The organism is Sphingomonas sp. Leaf28 (assembly GCF_001421685.1).
In the GTDB taxonomy this organism is placed as follows: Bacteria; Pseudomonadota; Alphaproteobacteria; order Sphingomonadales; family Sphingomonadaceae; genus Sphingomonas; species Sphingomonas aurantiaca.
In genome coordinates this window covers 34,018-50,717 of record NZ_LMKX01000011.1, presented here as the reverse complement: position 1 = coordinate 50,717, position 16,700 = coordinate 34,018, and the positions used below count along the sequence as shown (strand labels likewise).

At 67.0% G+C, this 16,700-nt stretch carries 17 protein-coding genes; 5 read left to right on the top strand and 12 right to left on the bottom strand.

Annotated elements, in window-relative coordinates; translation table 11 throughout:
- Positions 1 to 2 precede the first annotated feature (2 nt).
- On the top strand, positions 3 to 1,313 hold the full coding sequence (locus ASE79_RS21785; protein WP_056419902.1) for a hypothetical protein: 1,311 nt from the start codon (positions 3 to 5) through the stop codon (positions 1,311 to 1,313).
- Between the two features lie 244 nt (positions 1,314 to 1,557).
- Here ASE79_RS21785 and rplL read toward each other — a convergent pair whose 3' ends face one another.
- The 9 genes from rplL to ASE79_RS17800 all read right to left on the bottom strand — a co-directional run bounded on the left by rplL (position 1,558) and on the right by ASE79_RS17800 (position 9,346).
- On the bottom strand, positions 1,558 to 1,932 hold the full coding sequence (gene rplL, locus ASE79_RS17840; RefSeq protein WP_031392842.1) for a 50S ribosomal protein L7/L12: 375 nt from the start codon (positions 1,930 to 1,932) through the stop codon (positions 1,558 to 1,560).
- A gap of 64 nt (positions 1,933 to 1,996) precedes the next feature.
- Positions 1,997 to 2,512 carry a 50S ribosomal protein L10 gene (rplJ, locus tag ASE79_RS17835; protein ID WP_055879768.1) on the bottom strand — a complete coding sequence of 172 codons (516 nt, stop codon included), beginning with the start codon at positions 2,510 to 2,512 and terminating at the stop codon, positions 1,997 to 1,999.
- Between the two features lie 277 nt (positions 2,513 to 2,789).
- Positions 2,790 to 3,563 carry a HesA/MoeB/ThiF family protein gene (locus tag ASE79_RS17830; protein ID WP_056419898.1) on the bottom strand — a complete coding sequence of 258 codons (774 nt, stop codon included), beginning with the start codon at positions 3,561 to 3,563 and terminating at the stop codon, positions 2,790 to 2,792.
- 5 nt (positions 3,564 to 3,568) lie between these two features.
- A complete protein-coding gene (locus ASE79_RS17825) occupies positions 3,569 to 4,039 on the bottom strand; it encodes a hypothetical protein (RefSeq protein WP_056419895.1) in 471 nt (156 codons plus the stop codon).
- Positions 4,036 to 4,473: a dUTP diphosphatase gene (gene dut / locus ASE79_RS17820; protein WP_056419893.1), complete on the bottom strand. Its 438-nt coding sequence runs from the start codon at positions 4,471 to 4,473 to the stop codon at positions 4,036 to 4,038. The genes ASE79_RS17825 and dut overlap by 4 nt, the downstream gene beginning before the upstream one ends.
- The gene (gene coaBC, locus ASE79_RS17815; RefSeq protein WP_056419890.1) at positions 4,470 to 5,657 is read right to left on the bottom strand and encodes a bifunctional phosphopantothenoylcysteine decarboxylase/phosphopantothenate--cysteine ligase CoaBC; all 1,188 of its coding nucleotides are present in this window, start codon (positions 5,655 to 5,657) and stop codon (positions 4,470 to 4,472) included. Before coaBC ends, dut begins: the two co-directional genes overlap by 4 nt.
- A gap of 9 nt (positions 5,658 to 5,666) precedes the next feature.
- A complete protein-coding gene (locus tag ASE79_RS17810; protein ID WP_235517044.1) occupies positions 5,667 to 6,755 on the bottom strand; it encodes a hypothetical protein in 1,089 nt (362 codons plus the stop codon).
- Positions 6,756 to 6,816: 61 nt separating this feature from the next.
- Entirely contained in the window at positions 6,817 to 8,349 is a 1,533-nt protein-coding gene (gene ubiB, locus ASE79_RS17805) for a 2-polyprenylphenol 6-hydroxylase (RefSeq protein ID WP_056419884.1), read from the bottom strand.
- 247 nt (positions 8,350 to 8,596) lie between these two features.
- The gene (locus ASE79_RS17800) at positions 8,597 to 9,346 is read right to left on the bottom strand and encodes a class I SAM-dependent methyltransferase (protein ID WP_056419881.1); all 750 of its coding nucleotides are present in this window, start codon (positions 9,344 to 9,346) and stop codon (positions 8,597 to 8,599) included.
- A gap of 56 nt (positions 9,347 to 9,402) precedes the next feature.
- On the opposite strand from ASE79_RS17800, the gene mutM reads away from it, so the two are divergent.
- The 3 genes from mutM (at position 9,403) to dnaA (ending at position 12,506) form a co-directional block, all read left to right on the top strand.
- Positions 9,403 to 10,218 (top strand): bifunctional DNA-formamidopyrimidine glycosylase/DNA-(apurinic or apyrimidinic site) lyase, encoded by an 816-nt coding sequence (mutM, locus tag ASE79_RS17795; RefSeq protein WP_056419879.1) that lies wholly within the window; start codon positions 9,403 to 9,405, stop codon positions 10,216 to 10,218.
- 94 nt (positions 10,219 to 10,312) lie between these two features.
- On the top strand, positions 10,313 to 10,576 hold the full coding sequence (gene rpsT, locus ASE79_RS17790; protein ID WP_031394736.1) for a 30S ribosomal protein S20: 264 nt from the start codon (positions 10,313 to 10,315) through the stop codon (positions 10,574 to 10,576).
- 445 nt (positions 10,577 to 11,021) lie between these two features.
- A complete protein-coding gene (dnaA, locus tag ASE79_RS17785; protein WP_056420507.1) occupies positions 11,022 to 12,506 on the top strand; it encodes a chromosomal replication initiator protein DnaA in 1,485 nt (494 codons plus the stop codon).
- Positions 12,507 to 12,660: 154 nt separating this feature from the next.
- Here the strand turns inward: dnaA and trpS are convergent, their stop codons facing one another.
- The 3 genes from trpS to secB are packed head-to-tail and all read right to left on the bottom strand — an operon-like array spanning position 12,661 to position 15,794.
- Complete coding sequence (trpS, locus tag ASE79_RS17780) at positions 12,661 to 13,668, bottom strand: tryptophan--tRNA ligase (RefSeq protein ID WP_056419876.1); 1,008 nt, start codon at positions 13,666 to 13,668, stop codon at positions 12,661 to 12,663.
- A 9-nt stretch (positions 13,669 to 13,677) separates the two neighbouring features.
- Entirely contained in the window at positions 13,678 to 15,243 is a 1,566-nt protein-coding gene (murJ, locus tag ASE79_RS17775; protein WP_056419872.1) for a murein biosynthesis integral membrane protein MurJ, read from the bottom strand.
- A gap of 26 nt (positions 15,244 to 15,269) precedes the next feature.
- Positions 15,270 to 15,794: a protein-export chaperone SecB gene (secB, locus tag ASE79_RS17770; RefSeq protein ID WP_056419870.1), complete on the bottom strand. Its 525-nt coding sequence runs from the start codon at positions 15,792 to 15,794 to the stop codon at positions 15,270 to 15,272.
- Between the two features lie 212 nt (positions 15,795 to 16,006).
- Here secB and ASE79_RS17765 point away from each other — a divergent pair, with 212 nt between their 5' ends.
- On the top strand, positions 16,007 to 16,606 hold the full coding sequence (locus tag ASE79_RS17765) for a Tim44/TimA family putative adaptor protein (RefSeq protein ID WP_416354525.1): 600 nt from the start codon (positions 16,007 to 16,009) through the stop codon (positions 16,604 to 16,606).
- Positions 16,607 to 16,700: the final 94 nt, after the last annotated feature.

Below are 16,700 nucleotides of genomic sequence, written 5' to 3'. Positions count from 1 at the left end.
CGATGAAGACCGATCGCGGGGCGCTGGCCGCCCTGCTCGCCACCATGACCGTGATGACGTTCGCGATCCCGGCAACGGCACAGACCGACCAGACCGCGCCGGTCCGCGGGCTGGAGGGGCTTGCCAATCCTGCCCCGCAGACCACGACGATCCCGATCCCCGACACGCCCAAGATCGCGCTGCCGACCGAGACGCCGGCACCTCGCCGCGCGGCCCGTCCGCGCGCGAAGGACGAGTCCGCTCCGGAAAAGACCACCGCCGACCGTCCCGCCGCACGCGACGAGCAGCAGACGCGGCAAACCCGCCCCTCGACGACCGCGACCCGCTCACCGGCTACCGAGCCTGCGCCGGTGACTAACCGGACGCCCGAGACGGCATCGCCGCCACCCGCGCAGGACGTGGCTCCGACCGACACGCAGCCTGCCGCTCCCCAGACGGCCCCGTCCCCGCAACCCGCTGTCGAGCAAACCTTACCGGCTCCGGCTCCTGTCACGCCGGCCGAATCGACGGTCTCCGCGCCGGAGACGGGAAGGGCGATGCCGCTCTGGCTCTCGCTCGCAGCGATCGGCGTGGTGCTGGGCGCGCTCTGGGCGCTCCGCCGCACGCCACGCAGACGCAGGCAGGACCGGATCGAAGCCGAACCTGTCGTCGAGCCGATCGCGCCGCCGGCCCCGCAGCCTGTTGCGCCCGCTCCCGTCGTCGCGCCGGTCGAGCCCGTGACGACGCCAGTCGCTCCTGCCGCCGTGCTGCCTGCCGCCGCGGTCGCAGCACCGCAATTCCTCGAACCCCGTGCAAAGACGCCGGCGGCTGCACCACGTGCGCGCCTGACCTGCGATCTCCGCCCGTTGCGCGCCGGGCTCAACATGCTCAGCGCGACCGTCGAGTGCGAGCTTGTCGTCACCAACACCGGGACCGTGCCCGCCACCGCGATCCGCACGGGCGTCGCGCTCCTGACTGCGCACGCAGGCCAGGACACCGATCTCGCCCAGTTCAATGCAAGTGCGGTCAGCCGACCGGCCGCGCCGCCATTTGCGCTTGCGCCGGGCGAGACGCGCACGATCCGCACGGTCGTCGCGATCGCGCGCGAGGCGATCCAGACGATGACCGCCGCCAACCGCCCGATGTTCGTTCCCGTCGTCGCCACCAACATCCTTTACGCCACCGCAGGCGACGACGCGCAGACTGCGCGCGCGTGGGTCATCGGCATCGAGCGCGTCGACTCTGCCAAGCTCGCGCCGTTCTGGCTGGATGGTCCCGCCAAGATGCATACGAGCGTCGCGGCACGGCCCCACGCGGCGACCTTCGACCGCTAGGCGTTGGCGGCCGCGCTCTTCGGGGCGCGGTCAGGCTGCTACGCGTCCATTTCTGTGCGCCTTGGGTGCGCGTTTGGGCGGAGGGCACATACGAAAAAGGGCGACCCCATCGCTGGGGCCGCCCTTTTTTGTAGCTGCAGCCAGCAGGGGCAAAGCCCCTGCTTCGTCGGTCGGCATGAATGCCGCCGGCCGGCCTTGCTGGAGTGCGATTTAGCCGAAGCTAAATCGTCTCTCCCGCTGCGGCTTACTTGACCTCGACGGTCGCGCCAGCTGCTTCGAGCTGTGCCTTGATCTTGGCGGCTTCGTCCTTCGACACGCCTTCCTTGACGGCCTTGGGAGCCGACTCGACCAGCGTCTTTGCTTCGGTCAGGCCGAGCGACGTGATTGCGCGGACTTCCTTGATGACGTTGATCTTCTTGCCACCGTCGCCGGTCAGGATGACGTCGAATTCGGTCTGCTCTTCTGCTGCAGGAGCAGCTGCGCCGCCGCCTGCTGCCGGTGCTGCAACCGCTGCTGCGGCCGAAACGCCCCACTTCTCTTCGAGCAGCTTCGAAAGCTCAGCTGCTTCGAGAACGGTCAGTTCGCTCAGGCTCTCAACGAGCGCGTTCAGGTCTGCCATGATAAATCTCCATCTCGGGGCACATGCCCCATCAGTTCAAAAAGTAACGAGAAAGCCTGCAAGATCAGGCGGCTTCCTTCTCCGCGTAGGCGGAAAGCACGCGCGCGAGCTGCGCTGCCGGAGCCTGCGTGATCGTTGCCAGCTTCGTGGCAGGTGCCACGATGAGGCCAACGATCTTGGCACGCAGTTCGTCCAGCGAGGGCAGCGTTGCGAGCGCCTTCACACCGTCGACGTCGAGGGTCGTCGCGCCCATCGCCCCACCCACGATTTCGAACTTGTCGTTCGTCTTCGCGAATTCCACGACCACCTTGGCGGCCGCGACGGGATCGATGGAGCTGGCCAGACCGACCGGACCCGTGAGCATGTCGCCCAGCGAGCTGTAGTCGGTGCCGTCCATGGCGATCTTGGCAAGCTTGTTCTTCGAGACCTTGTAGGTCGCGCCGGCATCGCGCATCTTGTTCCGCAGCACAGTGGACTGTGCGACGGTCAGGCCGAGGTTGCGCGTCACAACGACGACGCCGACCTCGGAGAAGGTGCGGTTCAGCTCGGCTACGGCCGCGGTCTTTTGATCACGATCCATGCCATTCTCCACGTTTTCAGGTTCACCATTTGCATGGTGGACCCGGTTACTAACCGGAGGCGCAGACAAGCCCGCGTCTCCGGGTGTCTCGTCGATGGGGCATGGGAGAGGGGCGGCACGCAAATGGGCCGACAAAATCTCATTCCCCGTCTAGGTGGGAGATTAAGCACCGGCAAACCCGGCGCACCCACTGTCTCGGACGGAGTTCGACGAGCAAGCCCGCCGAACGAAGCCGCGCCTTAGCGGAACTGACGGGGGAGTCAAGGCTGTGCGGGGCTTAGTCGGCCAGCCGGGCGGACCCCGATCCGCAGCCCCGGCAACCCGGATCCTTGTGCAGCCGGATCGTCCGGAACCGCAGCGCGAGCAGATCGATCAGTAGCAGCTTGCCCGCCTGATCGTCGCCAAACCGCGCGATCGCGCGCAGCACTTCGAGCGCGGCGAGGCTGCCGAGCACGCCCGTCACCGGGCCGAGCACGCCGTCCTCGGCACAGCTCGTCTCCGCGCGCTCGGGATCATCACCGACGAAACAGCGGTAACACGGCTTGTCGGCTTCCCACCCGCGATAGGTCGCAAGCTGCCCTTCGAACTGGCCGACCGCGGCGGATACCAGCGGGATGTGCAGCGCATGCGCCGCGTCCGCCACGCAGAACCGGGTCGCGAAATTGTCGCAGCCGTCGAGCACGACATCGGTGCCCGCCAGGAGTGCGGCGGCATTGGCGGCATCGATCCGGACGCGGTGAGTCGTGACGGCCACGTGCGGGTTGATCCGCTGCGCGGCATCGGCCGCCGCCGAAACCTTCGGCACGCCGGTATCGGCGGTCGTGAAGATCGTCTGGCGCTGGAGGTTCGAAGGCTCGACCGTGTCGTCGTCGATCAGGATCAGCCGACCGATACCCGCGGCCGCGAGATACTGGATCGCGGGCGAGCCGATGCCACCTGCACCGACCACCGCGACCGTCGCGGCCTTTAGCTGCGTCTGCCCGGTGCCGCCGAATTCCTTCAGGACGATATGGCGGGCATACCGGGTCAGCTCGTCGTCGGACAGCGTCATGCCGGTCAATTGCCCGTCCACGCGAAGGTCATGCTGGTGCGGTACCAGGTATCGCCCTGCGGATCGCCGAGGTCGAGCGAATCGCGCGGCGTCCCGACAAGCACGCCGGCGGCATATTGCTCCACCGTCGGGCAATCGATCGCGCGCGGCGTGACCCGGCGCAGCCTGCCTTGCGGCGTCGCGAGCACCGCCAGATCCAGCGTCAGCGTCCAGCCGCTATCGGTCCGGACCGCCTTGTCGCATCGTCCGGCAAGCACCTCGCCATGGACATAGGTCGACGTGTTCGCCTGCGTCGTCGCGGACCGGCGCATGCGCAGGACGGGAAGCCCGCTCCAGTCCTGCGGGGCCAGCGGGACGCCGGTCGACGGGCCGCCAGAGGGCGGAAGGCTCGGGACCGTCGGCGGCGAAGGGATGGGAGGTGTCGTCTGGGTGGGCGTCGCGACAACCTGGAGCAAGGCGAGCAGCGTGGCGATCATCGGCCGGTCGATCCGAAGCCGCCCGCGCCGCGTGCCGTGTCCTCGAGCGCGTCGACTTCATCGATTGACGCGCGCAGCACGATCGCGGGGATGAGTTGCGCGATACGGTCGCCGCGCGCGATCGCGAACGGATCCTGGCCGAGATTGGCTAGGATCACCTTCACTTCGCCGCGATAGTCGCTGTCGATCGTGCCGGGGGTGTTGAGACAGGTGACGCCGTGCTTGAGCGCGAGGCCGGAGCGGGGGCGGACCTGGACTTCGTGGCCGGCGGGGATCGCGATCGCAAAGCCGGTCGCGACCGCGGCGCGCGCGCCGGGGGCGAGCGTCAGCGCCTCGGCGGAAACGACGTCCATGCCCGCGGCGCCCTCGGTGGCATAGGCAGGCAGGGGCAGGCCTTCGCCATGCGGCAGGCGTTTCAGTTCGATATGAATCATGGCGCGGCTTCTAGCGCATCGGCGGTACGCTCCGCCAGTCGGGTGGCGACCGCGTCCTTGGGCAGCCGCTCCCAGCTTTCGACGCCCGATGGGGTGATCAGGTGGACGCTGTTGTCCGCGCCGCCCATCACGTCGCCCGAAACGTCGTTGGCGACGATCCAGTCGGCGGTCTTGCGCACGCGCTTGGCAACCGCGTGTTCGATGACGCGCTCGGTCTCGGCGGCGAAACCGATCAGCAGGCGGGGACGATGCGGGCTGCGCGCCAATGTGGCGAGAATATCTGGGTTTTCCGCCAGCTTCAGGATCGGCGTGGCATCGCCCTTCTTGATCTTCTGCGGCGCCGAATCGACGTGCCAGTCCGCAACCGCGGCGACCATGACCGCGGCATCGGCGGGCAGCGCACGGTTCACCGCGTCCGCCATCTCGCGCGCGGTCTCCACGTCGACCCGGTCGACTGCGGGCGGGGTCGGCAGAGTCACGGGGCCCGCGACCAGCGTCACGCGTGCGCCGAGCCGTGCCAGCGCTGCGGCGATTGCGAAGCCCTGTTTGCCCGACGAGCGGTTGGCAATGTAGCGGACCGGGTCGATCGGCTCGTGCGTCGGTCCTGCGGTAACGAGGATATGGCGGCCCGCCAGCCGTTTCGGCGGAGCAGGGGCGAGCATTGCGTCAATCGCGGCGACGATCGCGGGCGGCTCGGGCAGGCGACCGGGGCCGTATTCGCCGCAGGCCATCATCCCCTCGTCGGGTTGCATCACATGCACGCCGTCGGCGCGCAGCTGGGCGACGTTGCGGACGGTCGCGGCATGGCGCCACATCCGCACGTTCATCGCCGGCGCGACGAGGACGGGCTTGTCGGTCGCGAGCAGCAGCGTCGTCGCCAGATCGTTCGCGAGCCCGGCGGCCATCCGCGCCATCAGGTCCGCGGTGCCGGGCGCGACGACGATCAGGTCGGCCTGCCGGCTGAGCTGGATATGCCCCATCTCGGCCTCGTCCTTGAGATCCCACAGCGTCGTGTAGACCTTGTCCTCGCTGAGCGCGGCGAGCGTCATGGGTGTGACAAAATGGTGCGCGGACTCGGTCATCACGCAGCGTACGGCGTGGCCGCGGGTCTTGAGCAGGCGGATGAGTTCGGCCGCCTTGTACGCGGCAATGCCGCCGCCGACGATGAGGAGGATACGCGTCATGGGATGCGTCTAGCGGATTACGCGCGTCACCGTAATGCGCCGCGTATCGCGCGCGGCCGCGATCATGTCGCGCAGGCCGTCGACCGCGAACACGATCCCGACCAACAGCACCGGCGTCGTCATCAGCGCCCAATAGAAATTGTCGCTGCGCGCGAGCAGCGCGATCAGCGCGGCATAGCCGGCAAACACCGCGAGCGCGCGGGTTGCCGTGGCATCGCGCCACGCCAGCCAGCCAAACAGCGAAGTGCCCAGCACAAGCGACGCGAGCCACTGCGGCAGCAGGTCGAGACCGGACGAGATCGTCGCGAGCGTCACGTAGAAGCCGAAGCCTTCGCGCCCGCTCCAGCCCGGCGACACGCGGTCGAGCGGGCCGGTGACCAGCGCCACGGCATGGGCGTGAAACGCCAGCACCCCCGCGAAGATCACGATCGCACCCAGCCAGGCCAGCGTCTCGCGCCGCTCGCCTTCGTTCCAGGCAAACACCGCCATGATCGCCACGTATAATAAAGCGGTCTCGCGGATCAGCATCGCCGACAGTCCGAACGCGACCGCGGACAGCCAGTGACCAGGCCGGCGCAACGCGAGCGACAGCGCGATCAGTGGCCCGGCCCAGACTTCGTGGAACACCACGAAACTGGGATCGAGGTTCACGTAGAGCCCCCCGACCACCAGCAGACCAACGGTACCGAGTGCGACGAGCCCGGTCGTCTCTGGTCGAAGCCGCGTCACCCAGGCCAGGATCGTGGCGACGCACAACAGCAGGAGCAGCAAGTTCACGATCGTCGGCGGCAACGCGGCCTGGATCACCGCCAGTGTCGGCAGGCGGACGGCGAAGAAGGGCTTCAGCGGATAATGCCCCATCCGCTGCGACTCGGCAGCGACGGTGTAGTAGTTTGCGCCGCTACCGACCCCGGATACGATCGTCTGGTACAGGAGCAGGTCGGTTTGCCCCGGCGGTGGGCCGTCGGCTGTAGCGACATTGGGGGCTGAGCCCGACCCTGCACTGGGCCGTGGCCCCGGCGATCCGAGTGCGGTCAGGCAGGCGGCGAGAAGCAGCACGAACAGGCCAAGGCCGATCCTCGCCTGCGTGCGTGGCATTCCTGCGAACCGGCTCGGGCTGAGCAGCCATATCGGAGCAGCCCGACGTGTCCTCATGGCGTCAATTGAAGAGCAGCGTCGCCACGACGCCCGCCACCCCGGCGAGGACCGCGACGAGACCGTAGCGCCAGCCGCCGCCGATCCGGATCACTTCGATCTCGCGCAGCGGCATCGTCGGCGGGGCGCCACCGGGGGCGGGGTAATGCGCCTCGATCCGGCGGACCAGTTCAGGCAGCCGGGTCAGCGTCTGGAAATCGGCGATCAGCCGGTCGGCGATCATCGCCTCGGGGCCGAGTTCGCCGCGGATCCAGTCGCGCACGAACGGCTCTGCCGCCTCCCACAGATTGATGTCGGGGTCGAGGCTGGTCGCGACACCCTCGACCATCACCATCGTCTTCTGGAGCAGCAGCAGATGCGGCTGAGTCACCATGTCGAAATCGCGCGTGATCGAGAACAGGCTGTCGAGCATCATGCCGATCGACATGTCCTTGACCGGCAGCCCACGCATCGGCTCGCCGACGGCCCTGAGCGCGGTGGCGAATTCGGCGACGTCGTGGTGCGCAGGCACATAGCCCGCCTCGAAATGAATCTCGGCGACGCGCTTATAATTGCCGGTGATCAGGCCGTAGAGGATCTCCGCAAGCCAGACGCGCGCGCGCCGGTCGATCCGGCCCATGATGCCGAAATCGATCGCGGCGATCCGGTTGCCGGGCAGTGCAAACAGGTTTCCCTGGTGCATGTCGGCGTGGAAGAACCCGTCGGCGATCGCCTGGCGCAGGAACGCGCGAACCAGCGTCTGCGCAAGACCCGGCAGGTCGTAGCCGGCCTCGACGAGCGCCGGCCGGTTCGACAGCTTGATGCCGTCGATCCACTCGATCGTCATGACCTTTGCGGTCGAGCGCGCCCAGTCGATCGCGGGGATGACGAAATCGGGCTCGGCGGTCATGCCCTCGGCGAGCTCGGACGCGGAGGCCGCTTCGCGGCGGAAGTTGAGTTCGCGCAGCGTCCAGCGCTTGAACGTCTCGATCGTGAGGCGCGGGCGAAGACGCATCGCCTCGGGGCTGAGCGCCTCGAGCTGTGCCGCCGCCCAGCTATAGGTGTCGATCGCGCGCGCGAAATCATCCTCGACGCCGGGCCGGAGGACCTTGACCGCGACCTGGCGGCCGTCGGTCGTGACCGCGCGGTGGACCTGCGCGATCGACGCCGCGCCAACCGGAACTTGCTCGATGCGCGAGAACAATGTCTCCAGCGGCTTGCCGAAGCTTGCCAGCATCGCCGCTTCGATCGTCGCGTAGGGGACAGGGGAGAGCTGGTCCTGCAGCCGCAGCAGGTCGTGCGCCGCGTCCTCGCCGACGAGATCGGGACGCGTGGCGAGCGTCTGGCCGAGCTTGATCGCAGCGGGGCCGATCGCCTGGAATGCATCGGCATAGCGCGGCACGGCGGGCACGCGCGCGCCTAACCGGGCGATCCGCGCAAGGCGACGGACGGGCGCTGGCGTATTGGGATCGCGCTCGATCCCGCGCAGCGCGCCGTGGCGGGCTAGGATGCGGCCCCATTTGAGAAGACGCCAGACGTGGGTGGTCGAGGCGGTCACAGTTGGTGCGTGTCCGAAAGAGAGATCGATTCACGCGAAGGCGCGAAGGCGCAAAGAGAAGTGAGAATGGGTTCGCGCGGAGGCGCGGAGGCGCGGAGGGGGGGCGCCTCGCCGCGGCTGCGGCTGCGGCTTTTCATCACCGGCGAAGGGGGAGCAAAGCGCTGTCGCGCGGGAGCGGCGCTTACTCTCCGCGTCTCCGCGTCTCCGCGTGAACCCCTCTTCGCGTCTTCGCGCCTTCGCGTGGTCACTAAATCTTCCAACCCGAGTGGATCGCGACCAGTCCGCCCAGCAAAGGCTCGACCTTGGTCTGCACGAAGCCCGCATCCGCGATCATGCCCTTGAACTTGGGCATGTCCGGGAACCGGCGGATCGACTCGATCAGATAGCGATAGCTGTCCGCATCCTGCGCGAGCAGCTGGCCGAGCTTCGGGACCATCTTGTGCGAATAGGCGTCGTACACCTCGGCGAAACCGGGCCACACCGTCGTCGAGAATTCGAGGCAGTAGAACCGCCCGCCACGCCGCAGGACGCGGTGCGCCTCACGCAGCGCCTTGGGGATGTCGGTCACGTTCCGGATCCCGAATGCGATCGTGTACGCATCAAAGAACCGGTCGGGGAAGTTCAGCGTCTCGGCATTGGCTTCGGTCCACACCAAGCCGTCGAGACCGCGCTTCTGCGCACGCTCCATACCGACTTCAAGCATCTGCGGGTTGATGTCGGCGACCGTGATCGACGCGCCCGATGGCTCCATGCGGAACGCGATGTCGCCCGTGCCGCCTGCCATGTCGAGGATCTGCTCGCCCTCGCGCGGTTTCACGCGGCGCACGAAGCGATCCTTCCACAGCCGGTGCATGCCACCCGACATCGCATCGTTCATCAGATCATATTTGCCCGCAACGTTCGAGAAAACGCCGCCGACGCGGGCGGTCTTCTCGGTGGCGGGAATATCCTCATAGCCGAAGGAGACGGTTTGGGGCGCGGGCACAATATCGTTCATAGCCTGCGCTCTAGCCGCGCCTTGTGGCGCGAGCAAACGCAACCTAGCTGCAAAGCGTGCCAGAGTTACCAGAAGTCGAAACCACCGTGCGCGGGCTGGAGCCCGTGCTGAAGGGCCAGCGCCTGACCTCGGTCGAGCCGCGCCGCGCCGACCTGCGCAAAGCGATCCCGGTCGACCTGCGCCAGCGGATGACGGGGGCGACCGTCACTGCGCTCGGTCGCCGCGCGAAATACGGGCTGATCGACACCGATCGCGGGGATACCCTGGTATTCCATCTGGGCATGTCGGGACGCTGGCGAGTCGATCCGAGCGAGCTCCTCGCGCATGATCACCTGCTGATCGGCACCGAGGCGGGGCGGGTCGTCGCGCTCAACGATCCGCGGCGATTCGGCTTTCTCGATCTTTGGCCGACCGACGATATCGCCAATTACCCTCCTTTCCTCAGCATGGGCCCCGAGCCGCTCGGCCCCGATCTGACCGCGGCATATCTACTGGCGGCGCTCGAAGGGCGCGGCGCGTCGATCAAGGCGATGTTGCTCGATCAGCGAATCGTCGCGGGGCTCGGCAATATCTATGTGTGCGAGGCGCTCCACATGGCGAGGATCGCGCCGACCCGGGCGGCGGGGCGAATCTCGGTGGTCCGACTCGAACGTCTGGTCGAGGCGATTCGCACGGTGTTGACCGCCGCGATCCTGGCAGGCGGCTCGTCGCTGCGCGATTATGTCAGGCCCGACGGCGAACTCGGCTATTTCTCCAAGCAGTGGCGAGTCTATGGTCGCGAGGGCGAACCGTGCGAATGCGGCGCGATCGTCAGGCGGCGGACCGAGGGCGGACGGTCGACCTTCTGGTGTCCAACGTGCCAACGCGGTTGACGATCTGACGCAAAGTGGCTAGGGCCGCGGCTTCGAGAGGGCGTAGGAGCAATCCGGCGCCCCTTTTTATTCATTCGAACATCCAGAGGGCTTCATGGCGAACACGCCGCAGGCGAAAAAGCGTATCCGTCGCAACGACCGTCGCGCGGAAGTGAACGGCAACCGCGTCGGCCGTATCCGTACCTTCATCAAGAAGGTCGAAGCAGCACTTGCTTCGGGCGACAAGGGCGCAGCGACCACCGCACTGGCCGCGGCACAGCCTGAGCTCCAGCGCGGCGTCGCCAAGGGCGTGCTGCACAAGAACACCGCGAGCCGCAAGTTCGCGCGTCTGACCAAGGCCGTGACCGGGCTCGCCTAAGCGATCCGTCATTGCTGCGTGGATCACCCGCCGGGGTCTCTCCGGCGGGTTTTTTGCGTCTGCGAACAGAACATAGGATAAGTTCGCAGAACCCGAGGATTCCCCACGATTCGAGTGGTGCACGATTACGTCATGGCAAGTCTAAATTCGCAAAAAATGCGTAAAGACAGCCACTTATAAAAATATCGACGCATTTCCGCGGCTTGATCAAGTCAACCCGCTTTATTTCGAAAATGTGACGCGTCGGGGCCTTGCTCGGATCGCCGATCGCTTCATAACGGATCCCACAGCGACGGTGGTTTCCACCGCTGCAGCAACAATCGGGGCGAAGATGCCGGGTGACCCTTTGGGTCGTCGGGGCACCATTTTCTGTCGGGACTATATCACCTGCGCGCGTGTCGCGCGGGGTCGGAGAAGTGTGCGCGTGACGAAGTGGCAAGGAACGATGACCCACGCGACCGAGGCCGAAAAGGCCTGGGCTCGTGTGCGTACGTCCCTGCGGGAGTCGGCGGGGGCACGCTTGTTTGAGCAGTGGCTCAAGCCGATCGAGCTGATCCCGGGCGAGGATCGCGACACGATCCGCCTGGCGCTGCCCTCGGCGTTCATGACGAACTGGGTTCGCAACCATTACGCCGATCGACTCGTGCTCGAGTTCAAGCAGATCCTGCCCAACGTGCGTACCGTGCAGATCGAGACACGCGCTGCCGCGCGCGCGCCGGTCGTGCTGGCGATCGAGCCTGCGCCCGTCGCGGCGCCGGTCGTCGAACCCGAGGTCCTCAAGCCAAAGCCACCTGAGCCGGCGGCCGAGCCCATCCAGGTCGTGATGAAGTTCGGGGTCGATCCCTCGCTCAAGCCCGCGCCGGCGGTGCCCGTCGCCGCCCCGGTGGTGATGGCCGTGCCCGCCGAGCGCCCGCCGCTCGACCCGCGCTACACCTTTGCGCGATTCGTCGTCGATCCGTCGAACAAGGTCGCGTTCAACGCGGCCAAGGTGCTCGCCGAGCCCGGCCCGGTGCGGTTCAGCCCGCTGTTCCTCCACAGCGATACGGGGCAGGGCAAGACCCACCTCATGCACGCGATCGGCCATGCGTTCCTCGAGCATAATCCGCACGCGATCGTGCTGTGCATGTCCGCCGAGCGCTTCATGTATGATTTCGTCGCGTCGATGCGCGCGCGCGACACGCATGCGTTCAAGCAGCGGCTGCGCGGCGCCGACCTGCTGCTGATCGACGATCTCCAGTTCATCGCCGGCAAGGACGCGACGCAGGAAGAATTCTTTCACACGGTCAACGAGATCATGGCGGCGGGCAAGCGGCTGGTGATCTCCGCCGATCGCTGCCCGCAGGCGCTCGAGGGCGTCGAGGCGCGGATCGTCAGCCGCATGTCGGTGGGGCTCGTCGCGGACATCAAGGCGCCCGACCTCGTGCTGCGCCGGACGATCCTCGACCGCAAGCTGGTCGACCTGCCCGACATGCGCGTGCCGACCGACGTGCTCGACCTGCTCGCCAGCCGCATCCATGCGAACATCCGCGAGCTCGAGGGCGCGCTCAACCGAGTCGTCGCCTATGCGCAGCTGACCGGCGACACGATCGATCTCGATTTCGCGGTCGCCACGCTCGGCGAGGTTTTGCGCGGGGCGCAGAAGCGCGTGACGATCGACGAGATCCAGAAGCTGGTGTCAGCGCATTTCGAGCTTAAGCCGCTAGACCTGATTTCGGCCCGGCGCGCGCGGGCTGTCGCGCGGCCGCGGCAGATCGCGATGTATCTGGCCAAGCGGCTGACGACTCGCTCGCTGCCCGAGATCGGGCGGAAATTCGGCGGGCGCGATCATTCGACGGTGATCCACGCGGTGCGCAAGATCGAGGAACTGCGCGATTCGGATCGCGATATCGACGCGGCCGTGCGCGTGCTGATGCGCGAGCTGGAAGGCTAAGGCTCTTCCGCGTCATCCTGACGAAAGTCAGGATCCAGAGCCACAAACCGCAACGATCTTGACCCTGGATCCTGACTTTCGTCAGGATGACGGGAAGGGGGGCGGCGCTTATTCGTGCCGCCCGTCAGCGTTAGGGTACGCGCCCGGTCTCAGCTCAGACCTGCAATCCCATCGCGTCCTGCGTCTGCTTCAACACCGGCGCTGCCAGCGCGCGTGCCTTCTCCGCACCCGCCTGCAACACCGCGGTCACCGCGCTGCGATCGTCGAGCAGGCGCACCATCTCGTCACGGATCGGCCCGAGCTTGGCCACCGCAAGATCGGCCAGCGCGGGCTTGAACGCGCCGAACCCCTTGCCGCCATATTCAGCCAGCACGCTCGCCACGTCCGTATCCGCCAGCGCGGCATAGATCGTCAGCAGGTTGCGTGCCTCCGCGCGGTCGCCGAGTTCGTCGGCGGTCGCGGGCAACAGGTCGGGATCGGTCTTCGCCTTGCGGAACTTGTCGGCGATGGTGTCGTCGCTGTCGATCAGCTTGACCACCGACTGCTCGGACGGATTGGACTTCGACATCTTCGCCGACGCATCGCGCAACGACATGATCCGCGGCGCGGCCTTGCTGATAAGCGGCGCGGGGAGCGTGAACAGGTCGACGCCGTAATCGCCGTTGAACTTGGTCGCGATGTCGCGCGCGAGTTCGAGATGCTGCTTCTGGTCCTCGCCGACGGGCACGTGGGTCGCGTTGTAGAGCAGCACGTCGGCGGCCATCAGCACCGGGTAGTCATACAGCCCGACGCTTGCGCCCTCGCGGTTCTTGCCCGCCTTGTCCTTGAACTGCGTCATGCGGTTCAGCCAGCCGACGCGCGCGACGGTGTTGAGCAGCCATGCCATCTCGCTGTGCGCGGGCACGCGCGCCTGGTTGAACAGGATCGACTTGGCCGGATCGATGCCCGCCGCGATCATCGTCGCGGCGACCTCGATCGTGTGCGACGACAACTCCGCCGGTGCGATCCATTCGGTCGGCGCGTGCAGGTCGGCGATGAAGAACATCGACTCCCCGCCCTGCGCCGCGACGTCGTCCTGCAGCGTCACCCACTGCTTCACCGCCCCCAGGTAATTGCCGAGATGGAGATTACCGGTGGGCTTGATGCCGGAGACGACGCGCATGGAGAAACCTTACTTGGAACGACGCAGAAGCGTGGAGATGTCGCCCAGCCGGAACGCGCCTGTGAGCAATGTCGCGATCGCATAGACGACGCCGCCGGTCGCGACCAGCACAAGCATCGCGCCCCAGCGCTCGACACTGCTGCCCGTCACGAACGGCTGGAACAGGTCGTTGAGGAAATACATCACGCCGCCCATGATCAGCGCTGCGACCACCAGCCGCCATGTCCGCCGGACCAGCCGCGCGTCGGGCGTGAAATGGCCGCGCCGGACGAGCGTGCGATACAGCATCGCGACGTTGACCGTGCTCGCGATCGCGGTCGCGAGCGGCGGGCCCATATGGCCCAGCGGCTTGATGAAGGCGAGGTTGAGGACGAGGTTCACGACCATTGACATCGTTGCGTAGCGCACCGGCGTCTTCGTGTCCGAGCGCGCATAATAGCCCGGCGTCAGCACCTTCACGAGAATGTACGACGGCAGCCCGATCGAGAAGGCGGCGAGCGCCTGCGCGGTCAGCACGCTGTCGTCGAGCGCGAACTTGCCGTGCTGGAACAGCGCGCCGACGATCGGCACGCCGCACACGATCAGCGCGACGGTGGCGGGCAGCGTCAGGAACAGAGCGAGCTCCATGCCGCGATTCTGCGTCGCCATCGCCTCCGCCTCCTCGCCACGGCCGAGCTGGCGCGAGATGGTCGGGAGCAGGACGGTGCCGAGACCGATCCCGATCAGCCCGAGCGGCAACTGGTTCAGCCGGTCGGCGAAATAAATGTACGACACCGAGCCCGCAGGGAGGAGAGCTGCGGCGAGCGCGGTCGAGACGACGAGGTTGATCTGCACCGCGCCTGCGCCGGCGGCGGCGGGCCAGATCAGCGACATCAGCTTCTTCACGTCGGGGTTGAGCTGCGGGCGCTTGAGGCGGAGCGAGACGCCCGACTTACGGCAGGCCCAGATCAACCAGCCGAGCTGCAGCGCGCCCGACACGGTGACCGCGATAGCCTGGTTGCGCGCGGTCAGCAGCGGCTGGTGATCGTGGAACAGCAGCAGCGCGGCGATCAGCGTCGCGTTCAGCAGGATCGGCGCCGCGGCGTTGATCCAAAATTTGTGCAGCGAATTGAGGATGCCCCCGAGCAGCGAGACAAGGCTGATGAGCAGCAGATAGGGCAGGGTGATCCGCGACAGGTGGACGACATAGTCGAACCGCTCTGCGCTCGCGCCGTTGAACCCGAAGGTCAGGAGCCAGGTGACGGGCCAGGCCGCGATTTCGAGCAGCACCGTCATGCCGATCAGCACCGGCAGCAGTACCGACAGCGCGTCCTCGGCAAAGGCGATGCCGTCGGGAAGGCCACGGCCATTCTTGTCGCCCACCTTCCGATTGAACATCGGAATGAACGCGGCGGCAAACGCGCCCTCGGCGAAGAGGGCGCGGAACATGTTGGGGAGGCGGAACGCGATCAGGAACGCGTCCGACGCGAACCCGGCACCGACGAACCGCGCAAACAGCGAATCGCGTACCAACCCCAGGACACGGCTGGCAAGCGTCAGCCCGCCGACCGATCCCAGCGCCTTGGTCAGGTTCATCTAGAGTGCGCTCCGCCCCCGGTCGATCAGGCCTGGCCGAAATCGCCGACATTGGGCTGGATGCCCTGCTGCTCCGATTGGGTCAGGTACAGCTGACCGAAATCGATCGGCTCGAGCAGCAGCGGCGGGAAGCCGCCGTCCCGCACCGCATCCGACAGCACGCGGCGTGCGAACGGGAACAGCAGGCGCGGGGCCTCGCCCAGCAGGAACGGCTGGACATGCTCAGCGGGGATGTTGCGCAGTCCGAACAGGCCTGCGTACGACAGGTCTACGATGAACGCGACCTGGCCCTCGGTCTCGGCGCGGACGTCGATCTTCAGCACGACTTCGTGCACCTCGTCGCCGACCTGCGCCGCGCCGATGTTAAACTGCACGTCGATCGCCGGCGGGGTCTGGTTCTGGTAGACTGCTGGCGCGTTCGGGTTCTCGAACGACAGATCCTTGACGTATTGCGAGATCAGGCCGGCCGCGGGGATCGTGTCCTCTCCATTCGCGAGCGGCTGGTCGCCCATCTGGCCGGGCGCGGTCACGCCATTGTCCTGATCATCCATTCGTCGTGTCCTTGCGAAGAAGCGTGAAATAGGGACCGAAGCGGCACGCTTGCGCGTTCATATCGGTCAGGTGGCTGCGAGTAGCAGTGCCGACCGGGCGTTTCAACGGGCCCGGGTTTGAATAAGCGCAGCTTTGGCCTATGTTAGCCCGAAGATCGGAGGCACGGTTGTTTTACGTAGTTCTTCTCGCGATGGTTGCAGGCTTCTTGGCGATGCGACTGTATAGCGTGCTCGGCAAGCGGACAGGGCATGAACAGCCCTTGCCGCGTACGGCCGAGGACCGTCCCGCGATCGCCGCCGTTCCGCGAACGGTCGATGCGACGCCCGAGCCACGCGAGGTCGTCAGCCGCAATATCGAGCCGCGCGCCGAAGCTGGCCTGCGCGCGATCGTCGCCGCCGAGTCCGGGTTCGACGTGAACCAGTTCCTCGAGGGCGCGCAAGGCGCCTATCGAATGGTGCTTGAGGCGTTTTGGAAGGGTGACGAGGACGAACTCGGCTATCTCGCCGAGGACGACGTCCGCGCCGCCTTCGCCGAGGCGATCGCAGCACGCGTCGCGGCGGGCGAAGTGCTCGACAATCGTCTCGTCTCGATCGAGCGCGCGGTGATCGCGGACGCGAGCGTGTCGGGCCGCGATGCGCGGATCACGGTACGCTTCGACGCGGACATCGCCGCGGTGACGCGCGATGGCGAGGGCACTGTCCTGGCCGGATCGCTGACCGACGCGGTCGAGACGCACGACGTCTGGACCTTCGCACGGACGCTCAAGAGCAGCGATCCGAACTGGAAGCTCGCCGACACCGACGAGGCGTGATCGTGCAGCTCAGAGCGCGCGCGCTCGGGGGCCTGGGTCTCTCGTTGCTGGTCAGCGCGTGCGTCGGTGGCGTTGAGCCGCCACGCTCGGGACC

Excerpts from the sequence above, each read along its gene's own strand:
- dnaA (WP_056420507.1), top strand. The coding sequence starts at position 11,022 with ATGACCCACGCGACCGAGGCCGAAAAGGCCTGGGCTCGTGTGCGTACG.
- secB (WP_056419870.1), bottom strand. The coding sequence starts at position 15,794 with ATGGATGATCAGGACAATGGCGTGACCGCGCCCGGCCAGATGGGCGAC.
- rplJ (WP_055879768.1), bottom strand. The coding sequence starts at position 2,512 with ATGGATCGTGATCAAAAGACCGCGGCCGTAGCCGAGCTGAACCGCACC.
- rpsT (WP_031394736.1), top strand. The coding sequence starts at position 10,313 with ATGGCGAACACGCCGCAGGCGAAAAAGCGTATCCGTCGCAACGACCGT.
- murJ (WP_056419872.1), bottom strand. The coding sequence starts at position 15,243 with ATGAACCTGACCAAGGCGCTGGGATCGGTCGGCGGGCTGACGCTTGCC.
- dut (WP_056419893.1), bottom strand. The coding sequence starts at position 4,473 with ATGATTCATATCGAACTGAAACGCCTGCCGCATGGCGAAGGCCTGCCC.
- ASE79_RS17810 (WP_235517044.1), bottom strand. The coding sequence starts at position 6,755 with ATGCCACGCACGCAGGCGAGGATCGGCCTTGGCCTGTTCGTGCTGCTT.
- ASE79_RS21785 (WP_056419902.1), top strand. The coding sequence starts at position 3 with ATGAAGACCGATCGCGGGGCGCTGGCCGCCCTGCTCGCCACCATGACC.
- coaBC (WP_056419890.1), bottom strand. The coding sequence starts at position 5,657 with ATGACGCGTATCCTCCTCATCGTCGGCGGCGGCATTGCCGCGTACAAG.
- ASE79_RS17800 (WP_056419881.1), bottom strand. The coding sequence starts at position 9,346 with ATGAACGATATTGTGCCCGCGCCCCAAACCGTCTCCTTCGGCTATGAG.
- ASE79_RS17830 (WP_056419898.1), bottom strand. The coding sequence starts at position 3,563 with ATGACGCTGTCCGACGACGAGCTGACCCGGTATGCCCGCCATATCGTC.
- ASE79_RS17765 (WP_416354525.1), top strand. The coding sequence starts at position 16,007 with ATGCGACTGTATAGCGTGCTCGGCAAGCGGACAGGGCATGAACAGCCC.
- ASE79_RS17825 (WP_056419895.1), bottom strand. The coding sequence starts at position 4,039 with ATGATCGCCACGCTGCTCGCCTTGCTCCAGGTTGTCGCGACGCCCACC.
- trpS (WP_056419876.1), bottom strand. The coding sequence starts at position 13,668 with ATGCGCGTCGTCTCCGGCATCAAGCCCACCGGTAATCTCCATCTCGGC.
- rplL (WP_031392842.1), bottom strand. The coding sequence starts at position 1,932 with ATGGCAGACCTGAACGCGCTCGTTGAGAGCCTGAGCGAACTGACCGTT.